Source organism: Caulobacter sp. LARHSG274, from assembly GCF_052871235.1.
In genome coordinates this window covers 817,846-835,156 of sequence record NZ_JBIXJO010000002.1, presented here as the reverse complement: position 1 = coordinate 835,156, position 17,311 = coordinate 817,846, and the positions used below count along the sequence as shown (strand labels likewise).

Sequence of the window (17,311 nt, the reverse complement as noted above, 5' to 3'; positions counted from 1 at the left end):
CCTAGGGAGAGGGTGTTCGTGAGGGGAACGTCCGCCCCCCTCGCCACGTTTGTTTCTGCGGGACATCTCGCTCCAGGAGCAACGTCATGACCTATGTCGATCCCAACGCCCCCCATCCCGAGCGCGTGGTCGAGGTCCGCCGTCCGGGCGGCGCCACCGGCTGGTTCGTGGCCGGCGTGGTGGCCATCGTGGCGATCATCGCCGTGGCCTTCATGCTGACCGTGGGGTCGCGCACCCCCAGCGACGACCAACTCCTCCAGGCGCAGGAACAGGGCCGCGCCGTCGGCGCCCTGCAAGGGGCCCAGGCCGGCGCCGACCAGGCCCAGAGCGTCGCCCAGCAGGCGGCCCGCGACGCCACCGCCGCAGCCGACTCGGCCCGCCGCTCGACCGAGTCGACGGCGCTGAACGCCGCCCAGGCCGCCAAGGACGCCGCCGATCGCGCCGCCGCCTCGCGCGACGACACCCTGGCCCCGTCGGCCGATCCCAACGTCCAGGCGCCGCCGGCTCATCAGCCGCAGCCGCAACCCCAGCAATAAGCGTCCCGACCGCCTCTTTCCTCTTGGGGAGGGGCGGACTAAATCGGAGGCATGCGCCAGACCTTCGATGAATCCACCGATCCCGGCTTCGGCCCCCGTCACGTCCCGCTGATCCGCGCCGCCATGGCCCGCCAGGGCCTGGACGGCTTCCTGGTGCCGCACGAGGACGAGCACCAGAACGAATATCTGCCGCCGGCCAACGATCGCCTGGCCTGGGCCAGCGGCTTCACCGGCTCGGCCGGGGCCGGGGTGATCTTCCAGGATCGGGCCGCGGTGTTCGTCGACGGCCGCTACACCCTGCAGGTCCGCGAGCAGGTCGATCCGGGCGTGTTCGAGATCCGCGATCTGGTCGAGGGCGGGGTGCCGGCCTATCTGGAGACCGCCGCCCCCGGCGCGGTGATCGGCTACGACGCCCGCCTGCACAGCCCGCAAGCGCTGGACGCCCTGAAGGCCGCCGCCGCCAGGGCCGGGGCGGCGCTGAAGCCCGTGGCGGTCAATCCGCTCGACGAGGCCTGGGGGGCCGAGCGCCCCGCCCAACCCGCCGCCCCCGTCGTGCCGCAGCCGGTGGACTATGCCGGCGAGGACTCGGCCTCCAAGCGGGCCCGGGTCGGCGCGGCCGTCGCCGCCCTGGGGGCCGACGCGGCGGTGATCACCGCCCCGGCCTCGATCGCCTGGCTGTTCAACATCCGCGGCGGCGACGTCATCCGCTCGCCCCTGCCGCTGTCCCAGGCCGTGGTCCGGGCCGACGGCTCGGCCCGGCTGTTTCTCGACCCGGCCAAGGTCACCCCCGACCTGCCCGCCTGGCTGGGCAACCAGGTGTCGCTGGAGCCGCCGGGGGCCGTGGACGCCGCCCTGGCCGAGCTGGTCGGCCTGAAGGTGGCCGTCGATCCGGCCCAGTCCTCGGCCTGGTACTTCGACAGCCTGGCCGCCGCCGGCGCGACCGTGGTGCGGGCCATGGACCCCTGCACCCTGCCCCGGGCCTGCAAGAACCCCGTCGAGATCGCCGGCACGGTCGAGGCCCACAAGCGCGACGGCGCGGCCCTGACCCGGTTCCTGCACTGGCTGGCCACCGAGGGCCAGGTCAATCCGCCCGACGAGAAGGAGGCCGTGGCCAGGCTGGAGGCCTTCCGCGAGGCGACCGGCGTGCTCAAGGATCTCAGTTTCGACACCATCGGCGCCGCCAACGGCCACGGCGCCCTGCCCCACTATCGCCCGACCGAGCGCAGCAACCAGCGGGCCGCCCTCGGTTCTCTGCTGCTGGTCGACAGCGGCGGCCAGTACCTGGACGGCACCACCGACGTCACCCGCACGGTGGCGATCGGCCAGCCGACGGCCGAGATGGTCACCCGCAACACCCTGGTGCTGAAGGGCCATCTGGCCATCGCCCGGCTGCGGTTTCCGCCCGGCACCACCGGCTCGGCCATCGACGCCTTCGCCCGCGCCGCCCTATGGGCTCATGGCCTCGACTACGACCACGGCACCGGCCACGGCGTCGGGGTCTATCTCGGCGTCCACGAGGGCCCGCACCGGATCTCCAAGGCTCCCAATACCGTGGCCCTGCAGCCGGGGATGATCGTCTCCAACGAACCCGGCTACTACAAGGACGGCGAATACGGCATTCGCATCGAGAACCTCGAGGTGGTGATGCCGGCCGAGCCGATCGGCGGCGGCGATCGGCCGATGCACCGCTTCCAGGCCCTGACCTTGGCCCCGATCGACCGCCGCCTAGTCGACAAGGCCCTGCTCAGCCCCGAGGAAATCGCCCAGTTCGACGCCTACCACGCCCGCGTCCTGCGCGAGATCGGCCCGCGGGTCGAGCCGGAGGTCCGCGCCTGGCTGCAAACGGCCTGCGCGCCGCTGTAGGGCGTTGTGTCCGGCGCAGCGGACACCGATTCGCCTCAGGAAATGCGTTATATAAAACGCCCTGAAGCTCAGCTCCTCGTTTCCCCTTCCTCGTCATCCCGGGCCTTGTGCCCGGGACCCATCTCTCCGCCGCAGGTGCAGGAGAGTGGCGCGCTGGCGCGCCATTTCACCTCCCGTGCGCACGGAACGATGGGTCCCGGGCACAAGGCCCGAGATGACGGTGAAAGTATTAACGAGTAGCCGATCAACATAATCAGGTCGGAAAGCGAAGGCGAAGGGTCTCTATTCGAAGCTTTCGTCGCCGGTTCGGGCGGTCAGTGACTTGCAATCAAGGCACGTAGTCATTTTCGTCGTCAGAACTGTTGTAGTCGTCAGGGTAAACGATAAACCCATCAAGCGTATTGCGCCGATTCTTTCTCGGCTGATTATAGGCGATCGGCGCCTCCCTGTTGTGCGCCCGAACGAGATTGACGTGAGCGCGACGCGGGATCTCGGCCGTACGGTCGTCCGACACTTCCACTTCGCACTTGGCCCCGGAATACCGTTCGATCCTGCCTTTCAGATTGTTGAGGCTCTGCCGGTCGGTTCCCCACTGGACCTTGATTATCCAGTAGGCGTCCTTTTGCACCACGTTGCTATCCCGGTCCGGAATCCACCGAAGACCCTCGCCCATATCGTCGAAAGTGGTGTCTTTAGCGAAGGTAACTTTGAACTTGGGCATCGGCCGCCTCCCCGCAAGGTGAACCGAAATCATGCCATGGTTGCCAATGCTCATCCATAGCACTTTTAGTTGATATGCGCCGTCAAGCTGACGCCAGACCCGGACCGGTTCGGCGTTCGATAGCTGCCGCTCACGGCGACGCCCGATACCCCGCCGCGATCTGGGCGCTGTCGGCGTATTCCTGGAAGCCGCTGACCTTGCCGCCGCGCAGGGTGAAGACGTGGACCCAGTCGGTGTCGACCGCGGCGCCGGTACGCTTGAGCCGATAGGCGGCGTGGCCCAGCACCACCACCGTATCGCCGTCTGCCAGGAACCGGCGGGGCGAGAAATCGCTGAAGTCCTCGTTCTCGCCGACGCCCTGGAAGAAGGCGGCGACCTCCGCGGGACCGGTCCGGGCGCCGAACAGCGGATAGGCGCCCGGCGGTCCGATCACCGCCCAGCGGACGTCGTCGGTCAGCGACGCCAGGATCGCGGCGACGTCGCCGGCCGCGAAGCTGGCATAGACCTGCCGGACCACCGATAGATTGCCGCTGCTCATGACCGCCTCCCGAAGCTTTGCGACAGGGTCCGCCCGGAAGGCAGGAAGCGCAAGGGCGGCCGGGGCCTACTTGATCCGCGTCCAGGTCTCGGTCTTGCAGAACGGGGCGACGATGCAGCCCTTCAGCTTCAGCGAATTGGCCGAGGTCAGGGTGATGGTGCCCGAATAGGTGCCGCCGTCGGCGGCGTTGTAGACCTTGCCGCCGGTCCATTTGGTCGGGCCGCCGGTGAAGTCGTAGAGCATCTGCATGTTCTTCAGCGGCCGGTCGCGCAGGGCCGTGTCCTTGTTCTTGGCGTCCTTGACGCCCGGATCGGCCCGGATGTGGTCGGAATTGACCAGCTTGCCGCACAGGCTGTTGCCGCAGCGGGCGATCTCGACCTGGCCGCCATTGGTCTGGGTCTGCCACAGGCCGGTGACGTCCTGGGCCAGGACCGGCGAGGCCATGGCGACGGCCAGGGGACCAGCCAGGGCGGCGGCGGCGAGGAGGGGCAGTTTCATGAGGCGTTTCTCCCGAGAGCTTTGCCCCCTTCTAACGCCTGTTCGCCTGAACTGGCGATGAATTGATGCGCTCGCCTATCCCGCGACCATCGCCAGCCATTCGTCCTCGGTCATCACCTGGATGCCCAGATCGGTCGCGGTCTTCAGCTTCGAGCCCGCCCCTGGTCCGGCCACCACCAGGTCGGTCTTCTTCGACACCGACGAGGCGACCTTGGCGCCCAGCGCCTCGGCCTGCGCCTTGGCCTCGTCGCGGGTCATCTTCTCCAGCGCGCCGGTGAAGACCACGGTCTTGCCGGCCACGGCGGTGTCGGTCTTGGGCTTGGCCACCGGCTGGATGTCGAGCTGGGCGACCAGATTGGCGACCTTCTCGCGGTTGTGGCTCTCGGCGAAGAACCGGGCCAGGGACTGGGCCGCCACCGGCCCGATGCCGTCGATCGCCGCCAGCTGCAGATAGTCCTCGCCCGGCGCGCCCCGCGCCGCCTCGACCAGGGCCTGGGCGAAGGCGTTCCAGTCGCCGTAGCGCTCGGCCAGGGCCGTCCGGGCGGGCTTGGACAGCTTGGGCACGGCGTGGCCGATCTTGACCTCCAGGCTGTCGGCTTCCGGCCACGGATCCTCGCGCCAGCCCGCCCGGCCGGCCTCGACCAGTTCGTCGCGCGCCTTGGGCCCGACGCCCGGGGCGCCGGCCAGTTCCAGATAGGTCGGGCCCGGCAGCTGGCCGGCGGCCCGCTCGGCGGCGGCCTGCAGGTCCTCGAAGCGGTCGAAATTGCGGGCCAGCACCGTCGAGGTCGTCTCGCCGATGTCGCGCATGCCCAGGCCGTAGATCACCCGGTCCAGGCCGATGGTCCGCCGCGCCTCGATGCCCTTGACCAGGTTGGCGACCGAGGTCTCGCCATAGCCGTCGCGCTCCCGCAGCTGGGCCAGCTTGTCCTCGTCGCGGGCCAGCTTGAAGATGTCGGCCGGCTCCTTGATCCAGCCGGCCTCGAAGAAGGCGGCCAGCTGCTTTTCGCCCAGGCCCTCGATGTCGAAGGCCCGGCGCGACACGAAGTGGCGCAGGTGCTCGACCCGCTGGAACGGGCAGGCGAACTCGCCGCTGCAGCGGCGCACCACAGATTCGTCGCCCGAGGCGTTGGTCTCGCGGACCAGCGGCGTCTCCAGGTGGCAGGGACAGTGGGTGGGGAATTCGAACGGGACCGCCCCGTCCGGGCGCTCGTCCAGCACCGGCCCGACGATCTGCGGGATGACGTCGCCGGCTCGCTGCAGGATCACCGTGTCGCCGATCCGGACGTCCTTGCGGGCGATCTCGTCGGCGTTGTGCAGGGTGGCGTTGGTCACCGAGACCCCGCCGACCGTCACCGGCCGCAGCCGCGCCACCGGGGTGATCGCCCCGGTGCGGCCCACCTGCAGGTCGATGGCCTCCAGGATGGTGCGGGCCTGCTGGGCCGGGAACTTGCGGGCGACGGCCCAGCGCGGCGAGCGCGAGACGAAGCCCAGCCGGCGCTGCTGCTCCAGGTCGTCGACCTTGTAGACCACGCCGTCGATGTCGAACGGCAGCTTGGGCCGCAGCACCTCGAATTCGGCATAGGCGTCGAGCAGCCCTTGCGCGTCCTGCACGCGGCGGGCCGGCGGGGCGGTGGTCACGAAGCCCCAGTCACGCAGCCGCTCCAGCGCCTCCCACTGGCCGGCGGCGAACGGGCCGCTGACCAGGCCCCAGGCATAGGCGAAGAACCGCAGCGGCCGCTGGGCGCTGATCTTCGGGTCGATCTGGCGCAGCGAGCCGGCGGCGAAGTTGCGCGGATTGGCGTAGGTGCGCTGGCCCGCCTCCAGGGCGGCGGCGTTGAAGGCGGCGAAGGCCTCCAGCTCGACATAGACCTCGCCGCGGATTTCGATCACCTCGGGCCAGCCTGAGCCTTTCAGGCGGTGGGGGATGTCGCCCACGGTGCGCAGGTTGGCGGTGACGTCTTCGCCCACCCGGCCGTCGCCCCGCGTCGCCCCCTGGACCAGCACGCCGTTCTCGTAGCGCAGCGAGGCCGACAGCCCGTCGATCTTCGGCTCGGCGGTGTAGAACACCGGCTCGCCGGCCAGCCGCAGGAACCGGCGGATGCGGGCGTCGAACTCCACGGCCTCGTCATTGGAAAAGGCGTTGTCGAGGCTGAGCATCGGCACGCCGTGCTCGACCGGCGCGAACTGCTCGGCCCGCGCCGCCCCGACCCGCAGGGACGGCGAGTTGTCACGCACCAGGTGCGGGAAGCGGTCCTCGATGTCGAGGTTGCGGCGCTTGAGCGCGTCATATTCGGCGTCGGAAATGACCGGCGCGTCCTGCTGGTGGTAGCGCAGGTCGTGGGCGGCCAGGTCGTCGGCCAGGCGCTCCAGCTCCTCGGCGGCCTGGGCTTCGGAAAGGTCGGCGACGGGGATCTGGGACACGGGCGAATCCGGAAGCTGCGAACGCGGCGGCAGACTAGCGAACTCCGCCGTCCTGGCGAAGGGTGCGCGCGACGCTGGCCCGGGCCTTGCTGCGACGGGCCGGCGTAGGAGCTTGAGCATGACCCAGACCGCCTCGATGTCCCAGAATGGCGCCCGCGGCCTGGTGCGCGGCGGCGCCCTGGACGTCCTGCGTTTCGTCGCGGCCCTGTTCATCGTGCTCTATCACGTGGCCGAGCGGGCCCCGGTGTCGCTGTTCGCCCTGCATCCGGCCCTGAGCCGCGGCTATCTGGGCACCGACTTCTTCCTGATGCTGTCGGGCTATGTGCTGGCGCGGACCTATGGCGAGCGGGTGCTGAGCGGCGGCGTGGGGACCGGCGAATTCCTCAAGCGCCGGATGCTGCGCATCTGGCCGGCCCACCTGGTCATGCTGGTGGTGTTCGTGGCCTTCGTGCTGGGCACGGCGGCGATCGGCCTGGCGCCGCAGAACCCGCAGTGGTTCCAGTGGAGCCAGCTGCTGCCGCAGGTCTTCCTGGTCCAGGCCTGGTTCGTGCCCGGGATCTCGGGCTGGAACATGCCGACTTGGACCCTGTCGGCCCTGATCGTCTGCTATGCCGGCTTCCCGGCCGCCTGGCGGCTGACCGCCAAGGTCCGCTCGCCGTGGACGACCCTGGCGGTCGGCGTGGCGATCTTCCTGGCCGTCGACTACGCGGCCCTGGCGGCGACCGGCATACCGGGCCACCAGCTGCCGCTGCGGTTCGGTCTGGTGCGGGGGATTCCGCTGTTCGTCCTGGGCATGCTGGTCGCCCGGATGCCGACGACCATCCCGTCGCGCCTGGCCGACGGATTGGCGATCGCCGCCGGCCTCGGCGTGTTCGCCCTGCAGGCCCTGGGCCGCTTCGACCACGCCAGCCTGGCCCTGCTGAGCCTGCTGATCTACGCCGCCGGCGCCTCGGGGGCCAAGGGCTCGGCCTGGGCCAGCCTGGCCGGGCGGCTGTCGTTCTCGCTGTTCCTGACCAACCAGCTGGTGGCCGTGGTCTGGTTCGGGGCCCAGCGCGCCGCGGCGGCCAGGTTCGGCTTCGACGCCACAATGCTGTGGCTGACCTGGGCGCTCGCCCTCCCCGCCTGCGTCGCCGGCGCCTGGCTGTTCGAGCGCCTGGTCGACACCCCGCTGCAGGCCTGGATCAAGCGTTGGTCGCGGCGGGAGGCGGCTGTCCCCGCCCCCGCCAGCGAGCCGATTGCAGCCTAACGTGCACTGATTTTAGATCGACGCGCCTTCTCCTTCTTCCGTCTTCCCGGCGAAGGCCGGGATCCAGATTCATCCTGAGCGGCTCGTGGGTTTCACCTGGACCCCGGCCTTCGCCGGGGAGACGGGGTTTCAGACGCGCGATTCAGCTCAGGAAACCCGCCCTAGCCGATCAGCGCCCGCGCCGCGGCCCGGGCCGCCTCGGTGACCTCGGCGCCCGAGAGCATGCGGGCGATCTCTTCCTGGCGTTCGGCGTCCGACAGCGGTTCGACCCGGGTGCGGATGGCGGCGTCGTCGCCGGACTTGGCGATCCGCCAGTGGGCGTCGGCCCGGGCGGCGACCTGGGCCGAGTGGGTGACGACCAGCACCTGGGCGTTGGCGGCCAGGCGCTTGAGGCGCAGGCCCACCGCGTCGGCCACGGCCCCGCCGACGCCCTGGTCGACCTCGTCGAAGATCATCAGCGGCTGGGGGCCGTCGCCTCTTCCTGCCAGAGCAGCTTTCAGGGCCAGGGCGAAGCGGGCCAGCTCGCCGCCCGAGGCGATGGCCTCGATCGGCCCGAACGGCGCGCCGGGATTGGTCGAGATCTCGAAGGCGACGCGGTCCATGCCGGTCGGGCCGGCGCGGTCCTCGTCCAGGGTCTCGATCGCCACCCGGAAGCGGGCCTTTTCCAGCTTCAGCGGGGCCAGCTCGGCCTCGACGGCGGCGGCCAGGCGGTCGCCGGCGGCGCGGCGCTCGGCCGACAGGGCCTGGGCGGCGTGGACATAGGCCTCGCGAGCGTCGGCCGCCTCGGCCTCGGCGGCCTTCAGCGCCTCGCCGGAGGTCTCGATCGCCTGCAGGCGGGCGGCGAAGTCGGCGCGGGCGGCGGGCAGCAGCTCGACGGCGATGTTGAGCTTGCGGGCCATGCCGCGCAGGGCGAACAGGCGCTCCTCGGTCTTTTCCAGCTGGTCGGGCTGGAACTCGAAGCTGTCGGCGGCCGCGTCGATGGCGGCGACCGCCTCCTGGGCCTCGACCAGGGCCCGGTCGACCGCCTCGCAGGCGGCGGCCAGGCGGACCATGGCCGCGCCGTCGGCCGGGGCGCCGGCGTGGGCGGCGCGGTCCCGGGCCCGCTCCAGGGCCCGGAAGGCCCCGGCCAGCTTGCCCGACAGGGCGTCGCCGCCGAGGGCGTCGCGGGCGGCCTCGATGTCGGCCAGGGCCTTTTCGGCCGAGCCCAGCAGGGCCCGCTCCTCGGCCAGCTGGACCTCCTCGCCCTCGCGCGGGTCCAGGCGGTCCAGCTCCGACAGGCGCAGGGTCAGTTCCTCGGTCTCGACGGCGGCGCGGTCGGCCAGGTCGCGCAGGGCGGCGGCCTTCTCGCGGGCGGCGCGCCAGGCGCTCCAGGCGGCGGCGACCGCCCCCGCCCCGACCGAGCCGAAGGCGTCCAGCAGGGTGCGGTGGGTGCGCACGTCGAGCAGGCCGACGGTCTCGTGCTGGCCATGGACCTCCAGCAGCAGGGCGCCCAGGTCCTTGAGCACGCCGACGCTGGTGGCCTGGTCGTTGACGAAGGCGCGGCTGCGGCCGTCGGCCGACAGCTGCCGGCGCAGCACCAGGTCCTCGTCGCGGCTGTAGTCCAGCCCCTTGTCGTCAAGATAGGCGAAGGCGGCGTGGTCGGCCGGCAGGGCGAAGATGGCCGTGGCGCTGGCGTGGCCCGTCGCCCCGCGCCGAACCAAGCCGGCGTCGGCCCGGGCCCCGGCGGCCAGGCCCAGGGCGTCGAGGATGATCGACTTGCCGGCCCCGGTCTCGCCGGTCAGGGCGGTCAGGCCCGGCCCGATGGCCAGGTCCAGGCTTTCGATGAGCACGACGTCGCGGATGGAAAGGCCGATCAGCATGGGCCGCAGGATCGCCGGGAATCAGGGTTTTTCAAAGGGGGGTTGTTCCCCTGGCGTTCTCGCCGGCTTTTGCGGCCGCCAAGAATGCGAAACGGGCCGATCCACAAGGACCGGCCCGCTCGAAGCTACATGCCCAGGACGCCCTTGAGGCCGCCCTTTTTCTTCTTGGTCGCCTCGCCCGGCGGGGCCAGGGTGGCGTCCTTGTCGTGGATCAGCCGGTCCAGCAGGTTCTTCTTGTTGCCGGCCTTCAGCGGCTCGACGGCGGGCTTGAGGCCGTTGTTGGTCAGGAGCTTGTAGGCCTCGGCGTACCAGGGATCGCCCGGGAAGTTGTAGCCCAGCACCGCGCCGTTGCGCTTGGCCTCGTCCAGCAGGCCCAGGGTCAGGTAGCTCTCGACCAGACGGTACAGGGCCTCGGGGGTGTGCGAAGTGGTCTGGTGGCGGTCGATGACGGTGCGGAACCGGCCGATCGCCGCCAGGGTCTGGCCGTTGCGCAGGTAGTAGCGGCCGATGGTCATTTCCTTGCCGGCCAGCTGGTCGCTGACCATGTCGATCTTCAGCCGGGCGTCCTGGGCGTATTCCGAGTTCGGATAGCGCTGGACCACGTCGCGCAGGGAGGCCATGGCCTGCTCGGTGGCGGCCTGGTCGCGGTTGACGTCGACGATCTGCTCGAAATAGCAGACGGCCTTCAGATAGTAGGCGTAGGAGGCCGACGGATTGCCCGGATACAGGCCGATGAAGCGGTCGGCGTCCGAGATCGCCTCGTTGTACTGGTTGCCCATGTAGTGGGCGTAGCCGGTCATCAGGATCGAGCGGCGCGACCATTCCGAATAGGGGTGCTGGCGCTCGACCTCGCGGAAATAGTCGACGGCCTCGTTCCAGTTGCCGCGGTCCAGGCGATCGGCGCCGGTCGAATAGAGCAGCTCCACCGGGCGCTCTTCATAGGCGAGGGACGGCTTCTTATGCTTGCCGGCGCAGGCGTTCACCGACAGCGCGACCAGCACGGCGGCGGCGACCGTAGCGGCCTGGCGTCCCGAGAAATTACGAAGCACGGACTTATCACCCTCGAAGCAAACGTGCGCCCCTGCGCCGTGCAAGGCTTCTACACCACGCCGATGCGGGCGCAAATGGAAGCCGAGCCGTCGAGGAATACGCCCCAAGACGCATCCCCCGGGGAATCCGCCGAACTCTACTGACATCGGCTTTTTGACCAAATCAGGTCGAAGCGCGATCGGCAGGGCGCGAAGCCTCAGACGGCTTCGGCCAGCTCCACCGCATGCGAGCGCATCCGCCAGGCGCGCGGATTGGCGATCAGGGCCCGGACGACGGCGTTGTTCAGGCCGTGGCCGGCCAGCACGCCCTCGAACCGGCCGATGATCGGCGCGCCCAGGACATAGAGGTCGCCCACTGCGTCCAGCGCCTTGTGGCGCACGAACTCGTCGGGACGGCGCAAGCCCTCGGGATTGAGCACGCGGTCGCCGTCGATGACCACGGCGTTCTCCATCGAGCCGCCGCGGGCCAGGCCGATGGCCCGCAAGGCCTCGACGTCGCGCAGGAAGCCGAAGGTGCGGCAGTTGGACAGTTCGGCCCGGAACGACTCCTCGTCGACCGTCAGGTCGACGCGCTGGCGGCCGATGGCCTTGCTGCCGAAGGCGATCTCGAAGGCGACCTCGAAACGGTCCGACGGCGTCAGGCTGGCCAGCTTGTCGCCGTCCTCGACCACCACCGGGGCGAGGATCTCGATATAGCGGCGGGCGGCTTCCTGCTTGCGGCGGCCGGCGCGGTCGAGAATCTGCACGAAGGGCTCGGACGAGCCGTCCATGATCGGCACTTCGGGACCGTCCAGCTCGACGACGCAGTTGTCGATGGCCAGGGCGGCCAGGGCCGCCATCAGGTGCTCGATGGTCGAGACGCGCACGTCGGCGGCGTTGTTGATCACCGTGCCCAGCTGGGTCTGGCAGACCGCCTCGGGCTTGACCGGCACGCGGTTGTCGCGGTCGTGGACATCGGTCCGGACAAAGATGACGCCGGTCTCGACCGGGGCCGGCCGCACCGCGACGCGGACATGCGAGCCCGTGTGCAGGCCCACGCCCGCGAAGATCACCGGTCCTGCGACCGTATGCTGAAAATATGCCGAAGCCGACACCACAGAGACCCTTACCTTGACCAGCGGGGCGGTTCATTGACCGCCTTCTCGCCCCGTCTAACATCTAGGGACAATGCTGCGTCGCGGCAAAGCAAGTCCTGTTTCCGATTGTTACCTGCCTACTCGTTTGTTTTTCATGGCTTTTTTGGGCACCTCAAAGCCATTTTTACGCCGCATTGCAGAGCTTGCGAGTCGGAGCGCAATCTTCTGCCCTCCCCCTGGCCTCTTGCGCAAGCCCTCGCTAGGCTCGCGCCTCTTTCCGGCGCCCTCGCCCCCTGGACCCCGCCTCGATGACCAAGACCTTGCGCCTCGCCGCCTCCGCCCTCGCCCTGTCCCTCGCCGCCTTCGCCGTCGCGCCGACCGCCTTGGCCGCCCCGGACCAAGGGGGCCGCGGCTTCACCGCCCGCGACATGGTGCAGCTGGAGCGAATCAGCGATCCGCGCGTGTCGCCCGACGGCCGCTACGTGCTCTACAGCGTGCGGACGATGGACTACGCGGCCAACAAGGCCTCGATGTCGCTGTGGATCGCCGACCTGAAGGCGCGGATGGCCCCGCGCCGGCTGGCGGTCTCGGACGGCGGGGCGTCGAGCGGCCGCTGGTCGCCGGACGGCCAGGGCATCTATTTCGTCTCCGGACGGACCGGCGGCCTGGACCAGGTCTATCGCACCGACGCCGCCGGCGAGACCGCGGTGCAGGTGACCCAGGCGCCGTTCGACGTCGGGGCCTTCAAGATCGCCCCCGACGGCAGGACGATCGTCATTTCCCAGGCGGTGTTCCCCGACTGCGACACCCTGGACTGCAGCAAGGACCGGCGGGCGGCCAAGGGCGCGGTCAAGACCACCGGCGTGGTCTACGACAAGCTGTTCATCCGCCACTGGGACGCCTGGAACGACGGGACCCAGAACCACCTCTACGCCCTCAAGCTCGACGACAAAGGCGTGGCGAGCGGCGCGCCCGTCGCCCTGATGAACGGCTTCAACGGCGATGCGCCGACCAAGCCGTTCGGCGGCGACGAGGACTTCGCCATCACGCCGGACAGCCGGTTCGTGGTGTTCTCGGCCAAGCTGGCCGACCGCGAGGAGGCCTGGAACACCAATTACGACCTGTGGCGGGTCCCGCTCGACGGTTCGGCCAAGCCGGAGAACCGCACGGCGGCCAACCAAGCCTGGGACGCCCAGCCGAGCTTCTCGCCCGATGGCAAGGCCGCCGCCTACCTGGCCATGAAGCGCCCGGGCTTCGAGGCCGACCGCTTCGCGATCATGGTCCGCGACTACGACGCCAAGGCCCCGAACGGCTACAGGGAGCGCGAGCTTTCGCCCGCCTGGGACCGCTCGGCCCAGTCGATCACCTGGAGCGCCGACGGCAAGACGATCTACACGACCGCCGAGGACGTCGGCCAGACCAGGCTGTTCGCGGTCGACGTCAAGACCGGCAAGGTCACCGCCCTGACCGGCGCGGGCCATGTCAGCGGCTTCAGCCTGGGCGGCGGGACTCTGGTCTACGCCCAGGACGACCTGAAGGGCCCGGCCCAGCTCTACGCCCTGTCCACGACCAGGAAGGCCGAGGCGCCGGTCAAGCTGACGAATAACAACGCCGAGGCGCTCAAGGACGTGGCCATGGGCGAGGCCGAGCAGTTCAGCTTCCCCGGCTGGAACGGCGAGACCGTCCACGGCTACGTGGTCAAGCCGGCCAATTTCGACGCCTCGAAGAAGTACCCGGTCGCCTTCCTGATCCATGGCGGACCGCAGGGCAGCTTTGGCAACCTGTTCCATTACCGCTGGAACGCCCAGACCTACGCCGGGGCCGGCTATGCCGTGGTGATGATCGATTTCCACGGCTCGACCGGCTACGGCCAGGCCTTCACCGACGCGATCAGCCAGCACTGGGGCGACCGGCCGCTGGAGGACCTGCAGAAGGGCTGGGCCTTCGCCCTATCCAAGTACCCCTTCCTCGACCAGGACCGCGCCTGCGCCCTGGGCGGTTCGTATGGCGGCTTCATGATCAACTGGATCGCCAGCCAGTGGAAACAGCCGTGGAAGTGCCTGGTCGACCATGACGGCATCTTCGACAGCCGCTTCATGGGCTATTCGACCGAGGAGCTGTGGTTCAGCGAATGGGAGAACGGCGGCCCTCCCTACCAGGCCGGCACGACCTATTCCAAGTTCAACCCCGCCGACCATGTCGACCAGTGGAGCGTGCCCGAACTGGTCGTCCAAGGCGGCAACGACTATCGCGTGCCGCTGGAGGAAGGCATCGGAACCTTCACCGCCCTGCAGCGCAAGGGCGTGCCCAGCAAGCTGCTGTACTTCCCCAACGAGAACCACTGGGTGCTCAAGGCCCAGAACTCGGTGCAGTGGCACGGCGAGGTGCTGAAGTGGCTGGACCAGTGGACGGGGCCGGCGAAGTAAGGGGAGGTTTAGTTACCCCCGCTTCCGCTCATCCCGGCGAATGCCGGGACCCAGATCCAGCTTGAGCATTCAGGATTCTGGGATCCGTCCGGCTTTATGATCTGGGTCCCGGCATTCGCCGGGATGAGCGGGTTTTGGGGTGGCCTGCTCTTGAATCCGAAGCCTTCAGACCCGCCCCGTCGCCACCGCCCAGGTCAGTCGGGCCCGGGTCTCCAGTTCGCCCAGCTCCCGCGCGGTCTGGGCGAGCGCCAGGGCCGCGGGGGCGGCGGCGGGGAAGGCCGCGACCGGCAGGGCCTTCAGCTCGTCGCGGGCCGCGATTCGGGCCTCGCGGACCCGGCTGCGGAGGTCGGCCTGGGTCCAGTCGGCCGGCAGCCGGTCGACCCCGGCCCGCTTCAGTCGCCACAGGCCGGCCAGGCCGTAGGCCCGGGCCGCGCTCTTCACTGCATGGGGATCGGCCTTGGGGTCCAGCCGCCAGGCGGCCAGCATGGTCACCGCCCCGGCCGTGGCGTCGACATAGGCCAGCACCTGGCCCTCGTCGGCGAACGGCGCCGGGTCGAGATCGGCCATCCGGGCCTCGGCCATCTCGGCCAGGGCCGCGGGCGGATAGCCGGCCCGGGCCGCCGCCTCGACCGTGGGATGCTGGCGCGGCGGCCGGCCGGCGGCGATCTCCTCCATGGCCTCGCGCCACCAGGTCAGGCGGATCTCGCCCATCAGGGCGTTGCTGACGCCGCCGGCCACCCGGGCCAGCTCGTAGTTGAAGGCGTAGAGGGCCACGACGTCGGCCCGGGCCTTGGGGTCGGCGATGAACCGGCTGGCCAGCCAGCGGTCCGGGTCCACGCGCCGGACCAGGGCGTCGAGATCGGTGTCGGGGCCGGGTTCGGGACTCGTCATGGGCGCGGCTTATGCGCCGCATCGGCCAATCATTCAAATCTCCGCTCATCCCGGCGAATGCCGGGACCCAGATGGAAAGGCTGTGGGGATAACGCCATAAGCGCGGCGCTCTTCCAATCAGCCTCCAAGCTTTGGGATCTGGGTCCCGGCATTCGCCGGGATGAGCGGAATCTTTAGCCGAACAGCGTCTGGTACATGGTCATGCAGGCCAGCATCGGGATGCTCAGCAGGGTGTTGATGCGCGAGAACAGCATCGCCGTCCGGGCGGCCTTGGCCTTAGTGTCCGCGTCGGCCTCGACGATGCCCAGGGCCCGCTTCTGGTTCGGCCAGATCACGCCCCAGACGTTGAGGAACATGATGGTGCCCAGCCACATGCCCAGGCCGATGAACACGAAGCCCATGTCGGCGCCGCGCGTATAGCCGCCCCACAGGCCCAGGGTCGCGGCTTCGCCCAGATAGCCGCGGCTGAAGGCGGTGATCACCCCCATCACCCAGGTGGCCAGGGCCGCCCAGCGGAACCAGAACAGCGCCTCGGGGGCGATGTACTTGGAGACCGCGGGCTTCAGCTCGGCCGGGATCTGCGGCATCACCCGGATCTGCACGAAGTTGAAATAGTACAGCAGCCCGATCCACAGGATGCCGAACAGCACGTGCAGCCAGCGGAACACCGCCTGGAAATAGGCGCCGTCGAAGCCGTGCGGGCTATGGCCGAAGCCGAAGGCGATCACCAGGGCCAGGATGACGCTGACGATGATCGTGTTGCGAAAATTCGAAAGAAGTCCGGCCATGGTTCAGCCCCCTGAAATGCCAACCCTGGCTCAGGTATAGGCCTGTTCGCGAACTCGGCAAGCGCCGTTCTCCGAGCGCTGCGGCCGCCTCAGACCGCGATCAGCGCCGCCGCCAGCCGGCGGCCCTCGCTGGCCAGGACGTTGTAGGTGCGGGCGGCGGCCTCGGTGCTCATGAACTCCAGCCCGACGCCGGCGGCCTTGAGGGCGTCGCGCACCGGGCGCGGCGGCAGGGCGTTGACCAGCCCGCCCCCCAGCAGCACGAACTCGACCGCGCCGTCGGCGGCCAGCACCTCGGCGAAGTCCTCGGGGGTCAGGTCGGCCAGGGCCTTGGCCGCCCAGGTCCGCGGCTGGTCGTCGAGGATCAGCAGCGAACCCGCCCGCCACTGGCCCGAGACCCGAAAGCCCCCGCCGCCCCAGGCGTCGATGGATGGCGGCTGGCGCAGCATCAGGGACGGGTGCCGGCGCCGAGCTTGATCGGCGTGGCCTCGTCGTCGCCGCGCTTGGCGCCCCAGACCAGGATCAACGGCAGGGCGATATAGACCGACGAATAGGTGCCGATGACGATGCCGAAGGTCATGGTGAAGACCAGCGGGAACAGCACCGGGCCGCCGAAGAACATCGTGCCGCCCAGGGCCAGCAGGGCCGTGGTGCCGGTGATGATCGTCCGCGACAGACGCTCGTTCTCCGACAGGTCGATGATGTCGCGCAGCGGCGTGGTCTTGTACTTGCGCAGGTTTTCCTTGAGCCGGTCGAAGGTGATGACCTTCTCGTTCATCGAATAGCCGATCACCGTCAGCAGGGCGGCGATCGAGGTCATCGAGAACTCGATGTGCAGCACCGACAGCAGGCCCAGGGTCAGGATGATGTCGTGGAACACCGCGACCACGGCGCCGAGGCCGAACTGCAGCTGGAAGCGGAACCAGATGTAGCCCAGCATCAGCACCAGGGCGATGCCCAGGGCCTTGAAGCCCGAGCCGAGCAGCTCGCCCGAGACCTTGGGCCCAACTTCCGAGCGGTCGGTGATCTTGGCGTCGGGGAAGGTCTGCATGACCTTGGCGGCCATGCGGTCGGCGGCGGCGCTGGGCGCTTCGCCCGGATTGGGCAGGAACCGGACGATCGAGGCGTTGTTGCCGCCGAACGGCTGCACCTGGGGGTCGTGCGCCCCGCCCTGTTCGAGGGTGGCGCGCAGCTTGCCTTGCGACAGCGGGCCAGGCGTGGCGACGCGGAAGGCGACGCCGCCCTTGAAGTCGATCCCCAGGTTCAGGCCCTGGGTGAAGAACGAGGCGCAGGATCCCGCGATCAGCAGGGCCGAGATCGCCGCGGCGACCGGCGCCCACTTCACGAAGCGGAAGTGGGTGTGCCGGGGGATCAGGCGGATGAGGGGCCAAACCATGGTGTG

At 69.7% G+C, this 17,311-nt stretch carries 15 protein-coding genes; 4 read left to right on the top strand and 11 right to left on the bottom strand.

Annotated features, from left to right (window positions below; genetic code table 11):
- The first annotated feature begins 86 nt into the window (after positions 1-86).
- Together ACIPQB_RS08220 and ACIPQB_RS08215 are read left to right on the top strand one after the other, a co-directional pair.
- Positions 87-536, top strand: coding sequence for a hypothetical protein (locus tag ACIPQB_RS08220; RefSeq protein ID WP_446484711.1), 450 nt, complete (start codon positions 87-89; stop codon positions 534-536).
- A gap of 51 nt (positions 537-587) precedes the next feature.
- Entirely contained in the window at positions 588-2,399 is a 1,812-nt protein-coding gene (locus ACIPQB_RS08215) for an aminopeptidase P family protein (protein ID WP_446484710.1), read from the top strand.
- Positions 2,400-2,727: 328 nt separating this feature from the next.
- Here ACIPQB_RS08215 and ACIPQB_RS08210 read toward each other — a convergent pair whose 3' ends face one another.
- The 4 genes from ACIPQB_RS08210 to ligA form a co-directional block, all read right to left on the bottom strand.
- Positions 2,728-3,120 carry a hypothetical protein gene (locus tag ACIPQB_RS08210; RefSeq protein ID WP_446484709.1) on the bottom strand — a complete coding sequence of 131 codons (393 nt, stop codon included), beginning with the start codon at positions 3,118-3,120 and terminating at the stop codon, positions 2,728-2,730.
- 130 nt (positions 3,121-3,250) lie between these two features.
- Positions 3,251-3,658 carry a nuclear transport factor 2 family protein gene (locus ACIPQB_RS08205; protein ID WP_446484708.1) on the bottom strand — a complete coding sequence of 136 codons (408 nt, stop codon included), beginning with the start codon at positions 3,656-3,658 and terminating at the stop codon, positions 3,251-3,253.
- Between the two features lie 66 nt (positions 3,659-3,724).
- The gene (locus ACIPQB_RS08200) at positions 3,725-4,156 is read right to left on the bottom strand and encodes a DUF2147 domain-containing protein (protein WP_446484707.1); all 432 of its coding nucleotides are present in this window, start codon (positions 4,154-4,156) and stop codon (positions 3,725-3,727) included.
- A gap of 75 nt (positions 4,157-4,231) precedes the next feature.
- Complete coding sequence (ligA, locus tag ACIPQB_RS08195) at positions 4,232-6,577, bottom strand: NAD-dependent DNA ligase LigA (protein WP_446484706.1); 2,346 nt, start codon at positions 6,575-6,577, stop codon at positions 4,232-4,234.
- Between the two features lie 118 nt (positions 6,578-6,695).
- Here ligA and ACIPQB_RS08190 point away from each other — a divergent pair, with 118 nt between their 5' ends.
- Complete coding sequence (locus tag ACIPQB_RS08190; protein WP_446484705.1) at positions 6,696-7,823, top strand: acyltransferase family protein; 1,128 nt, start codon at positions 6,696-6,698, stop codon at positions 7,821-7,823.
- 161 nt (positions 7,824-7,984) lie between these two features.
- Here ACIPQB_RS08190 and recN read toward each other — a convergent pair whose 3' ends face one another.
- The 3 genes from recN to lpxC form a co-directional block, all read right to left on the bottom strand.
- On the bottom strand, positions 7,985-9,682 hold the full coding sequence (gene recN, locus ACIPQB_RS08185) for a DNA repair protein RecN (RefSeq protein WP_446484704.1): 1,698 nt from the start codon (positions 9,680-9,682) through the stop codon (positions 7,985-7,987).
- A 125-nt stretch (positions 9,683-9,807) separates the two neighbouring features.
- On the bottom strand, positions 9,808-10,776 hold the full coding sequence (locus ACIPQB_RS08180) for an outer membrane protein assembly factor BamD (protein WP_446484703.1): 969 nt from the start codon (positions 10,774-10,776) through the stop codon (positions 9,808-9,810).
- Between the two features lie 152 nt (positions 10,777-10,928).
- On the bottom strand, positions 10,929-11,825 hold the full coding sequence (lpxC, locus tag ACIPQB_RS08175) for a UDP-3-O-acyl-N-acetylglucosamine deacetylase (RefSeq protein WP_446484702.1): 897 nt from the start codon (positions 11,823-11,825) through the stop codon (positions 10,929-10,931).
- A gap of 290 nt (positions 11,826-12,115) precedes the next feature.
- Between lpxC and ACIPQB_RS08170 the strand changes: the two genes are divergently transcribed.
- Positions 12,116-14,233 (top strand): prolyl oligopeptidase family serine peptidase, encoded by a 2,118-nt coding sequence (locus tag ACIPQB_RS08170; protein WP_446484701.1) that lies wholly within the window; start codon positions 12,116-12,118, stop codon positions 14,231-14,233.
- Positions 14,234-14,398: 165 nt separating this feature from the next.
- Here ACIPQB_RS08170 and ACIPQB_RS08165 read toward each other — a convergent pair whose 3' ends face one another.
- From ACIPQB_RS08165 to secF, 4 genes are all read right to left on the bottom strand, one after another.
- Entirely contained in the window at positions 14,399-15,124 is a 726-nt protein-coding gene (locus tag ACIPQB_RS08165; protein ID WP_446484700.1) for a squalene/phytoene synthase family protein, read from the bottom strand.
- A gap of 173 nt (positions 15,125-15,297) precedes the next feature.
- Positions 15,298-15,912 (bottom strand): urate hydroxylase PuuD, encoded by a 615-nt coding sequence (locus tag ACIPQB_RS08160; protein WP_446484699.1) that lies wholly within the window; start codon positions 15,910-15,912, stop codon positions 15,298-15,300.
- A gap of 89 nt (positions 15,913-16,001) precedes the next feature.
- Positions 16,002-16,355 carry an Mth938-like domain-containing protein gene (locus tag ACIPQB_RS08155; protein WP_446484743.1) on the bottom strand — a complete coding sequence of 118 codons (354 nt, stop codon included), beginning with the start codon at positions 16,353-16,355 and terminating at the stop codon, positions 16,002-16,004.
- 2 nt (positions 16,356-16,357) lie between these two features.
- The gene (gene secF, locus ACIPQB_RS08150; RefSeq protein WP_446484698.1) at positions 16,358-17,305 is read right to left on the bottom strand and encodes a protein translocase subunit SecF; all 948 of its coding nucleotides are present in this window, start codon (positions 17,303-17,305) and stop codon (positions 16,358-16,360) included.
- Positions 17,306-17,311: the final 6 nt, after the last annotated feature.

Excerpts from the sequence above, each read along its gene's own strand:
- ACIPQB_RS08190 (WP_446484705.1), top strand. The coding sequence starts at position 6,696 with ATGACCCAGACCGCCTCGATGTCCCAGAATGGCGCCCGCGGCCTGGTG.
- ACIPQB_RS08210 (WP_446484709.1), bottom strand. The coding sequence starts at position 3,120 with ATGCCCAAGTTCAAAGTTACCTTCGCTAAAGACACCACTTTCGACGAT.
- ACIPQB_RS08215 (WP_446484710.1), top strand. The coding sequence starts at position 588 with ATGCGCCAGACCTTCGATGAATCCACCGATCCCGGCTTCGGCCCCCGT.
- ACIPQB_RS08170 (WP_446484701.1), top strand. The coding sequence starts at position 12,116 with ATGACCAAGACCTTGCGCCTCGCCGCCTCCGCCCTCGCCCTGTCCCTC.
- ACIPQB_RS08200 (WP_446484707.1), bottom strand. The coding sequence starts at position 4,156 with ATGAAACTGCCCCTCCTCGCCGCCGCCGCCCTGGCTGGTCCCCTGGCC.
- ACIPQB_RS08205 (WP_446484708.1), bottom strand. The coding sequence starts at position 3,658 with ATGAGCAGCGGCAATCTATCGGTGGTCCGGCAGGTCTATGCCAGCTTC.
- ACIPQB_RS08220 (WP_446484711.1), top strand. The coding sequence starts at position 87 with ATGACCTATGTCGATCCCAACGCCCCCCATCCCGAGCGCGTGGTCGAG.
- ACIPQB_RS08165 (WP_446484700.1), bottom strand. The coding sequence starts at position 15,124 with ATGACGAGTCCCGAACCCGGCCCCGACACCGATCTCGACGCCCTGGTC.
- recN (WP_446484704.1), bottom strand. The coding sequence starts at position 9,682 with ATGCTGATCGGCCTTTCCATCCGCGACGTCGTGCTCATCGAAAGCCTG.
- secF (WP_446484698.1), bottom strand. The coding sequence starts at position 17,305 with ATGGTTTGGCCCCTCATCCGCCTGATCCCCCGGCACACCCACTTCCGC.
- ACIPQB_RS08160 (WP_446484699.1), bottom strand. The coding sequence starts at position 15,912 with ATGGCCGGACTTCTTTCGAATTTTCGCAACACGATCATCGTCAGCGTC.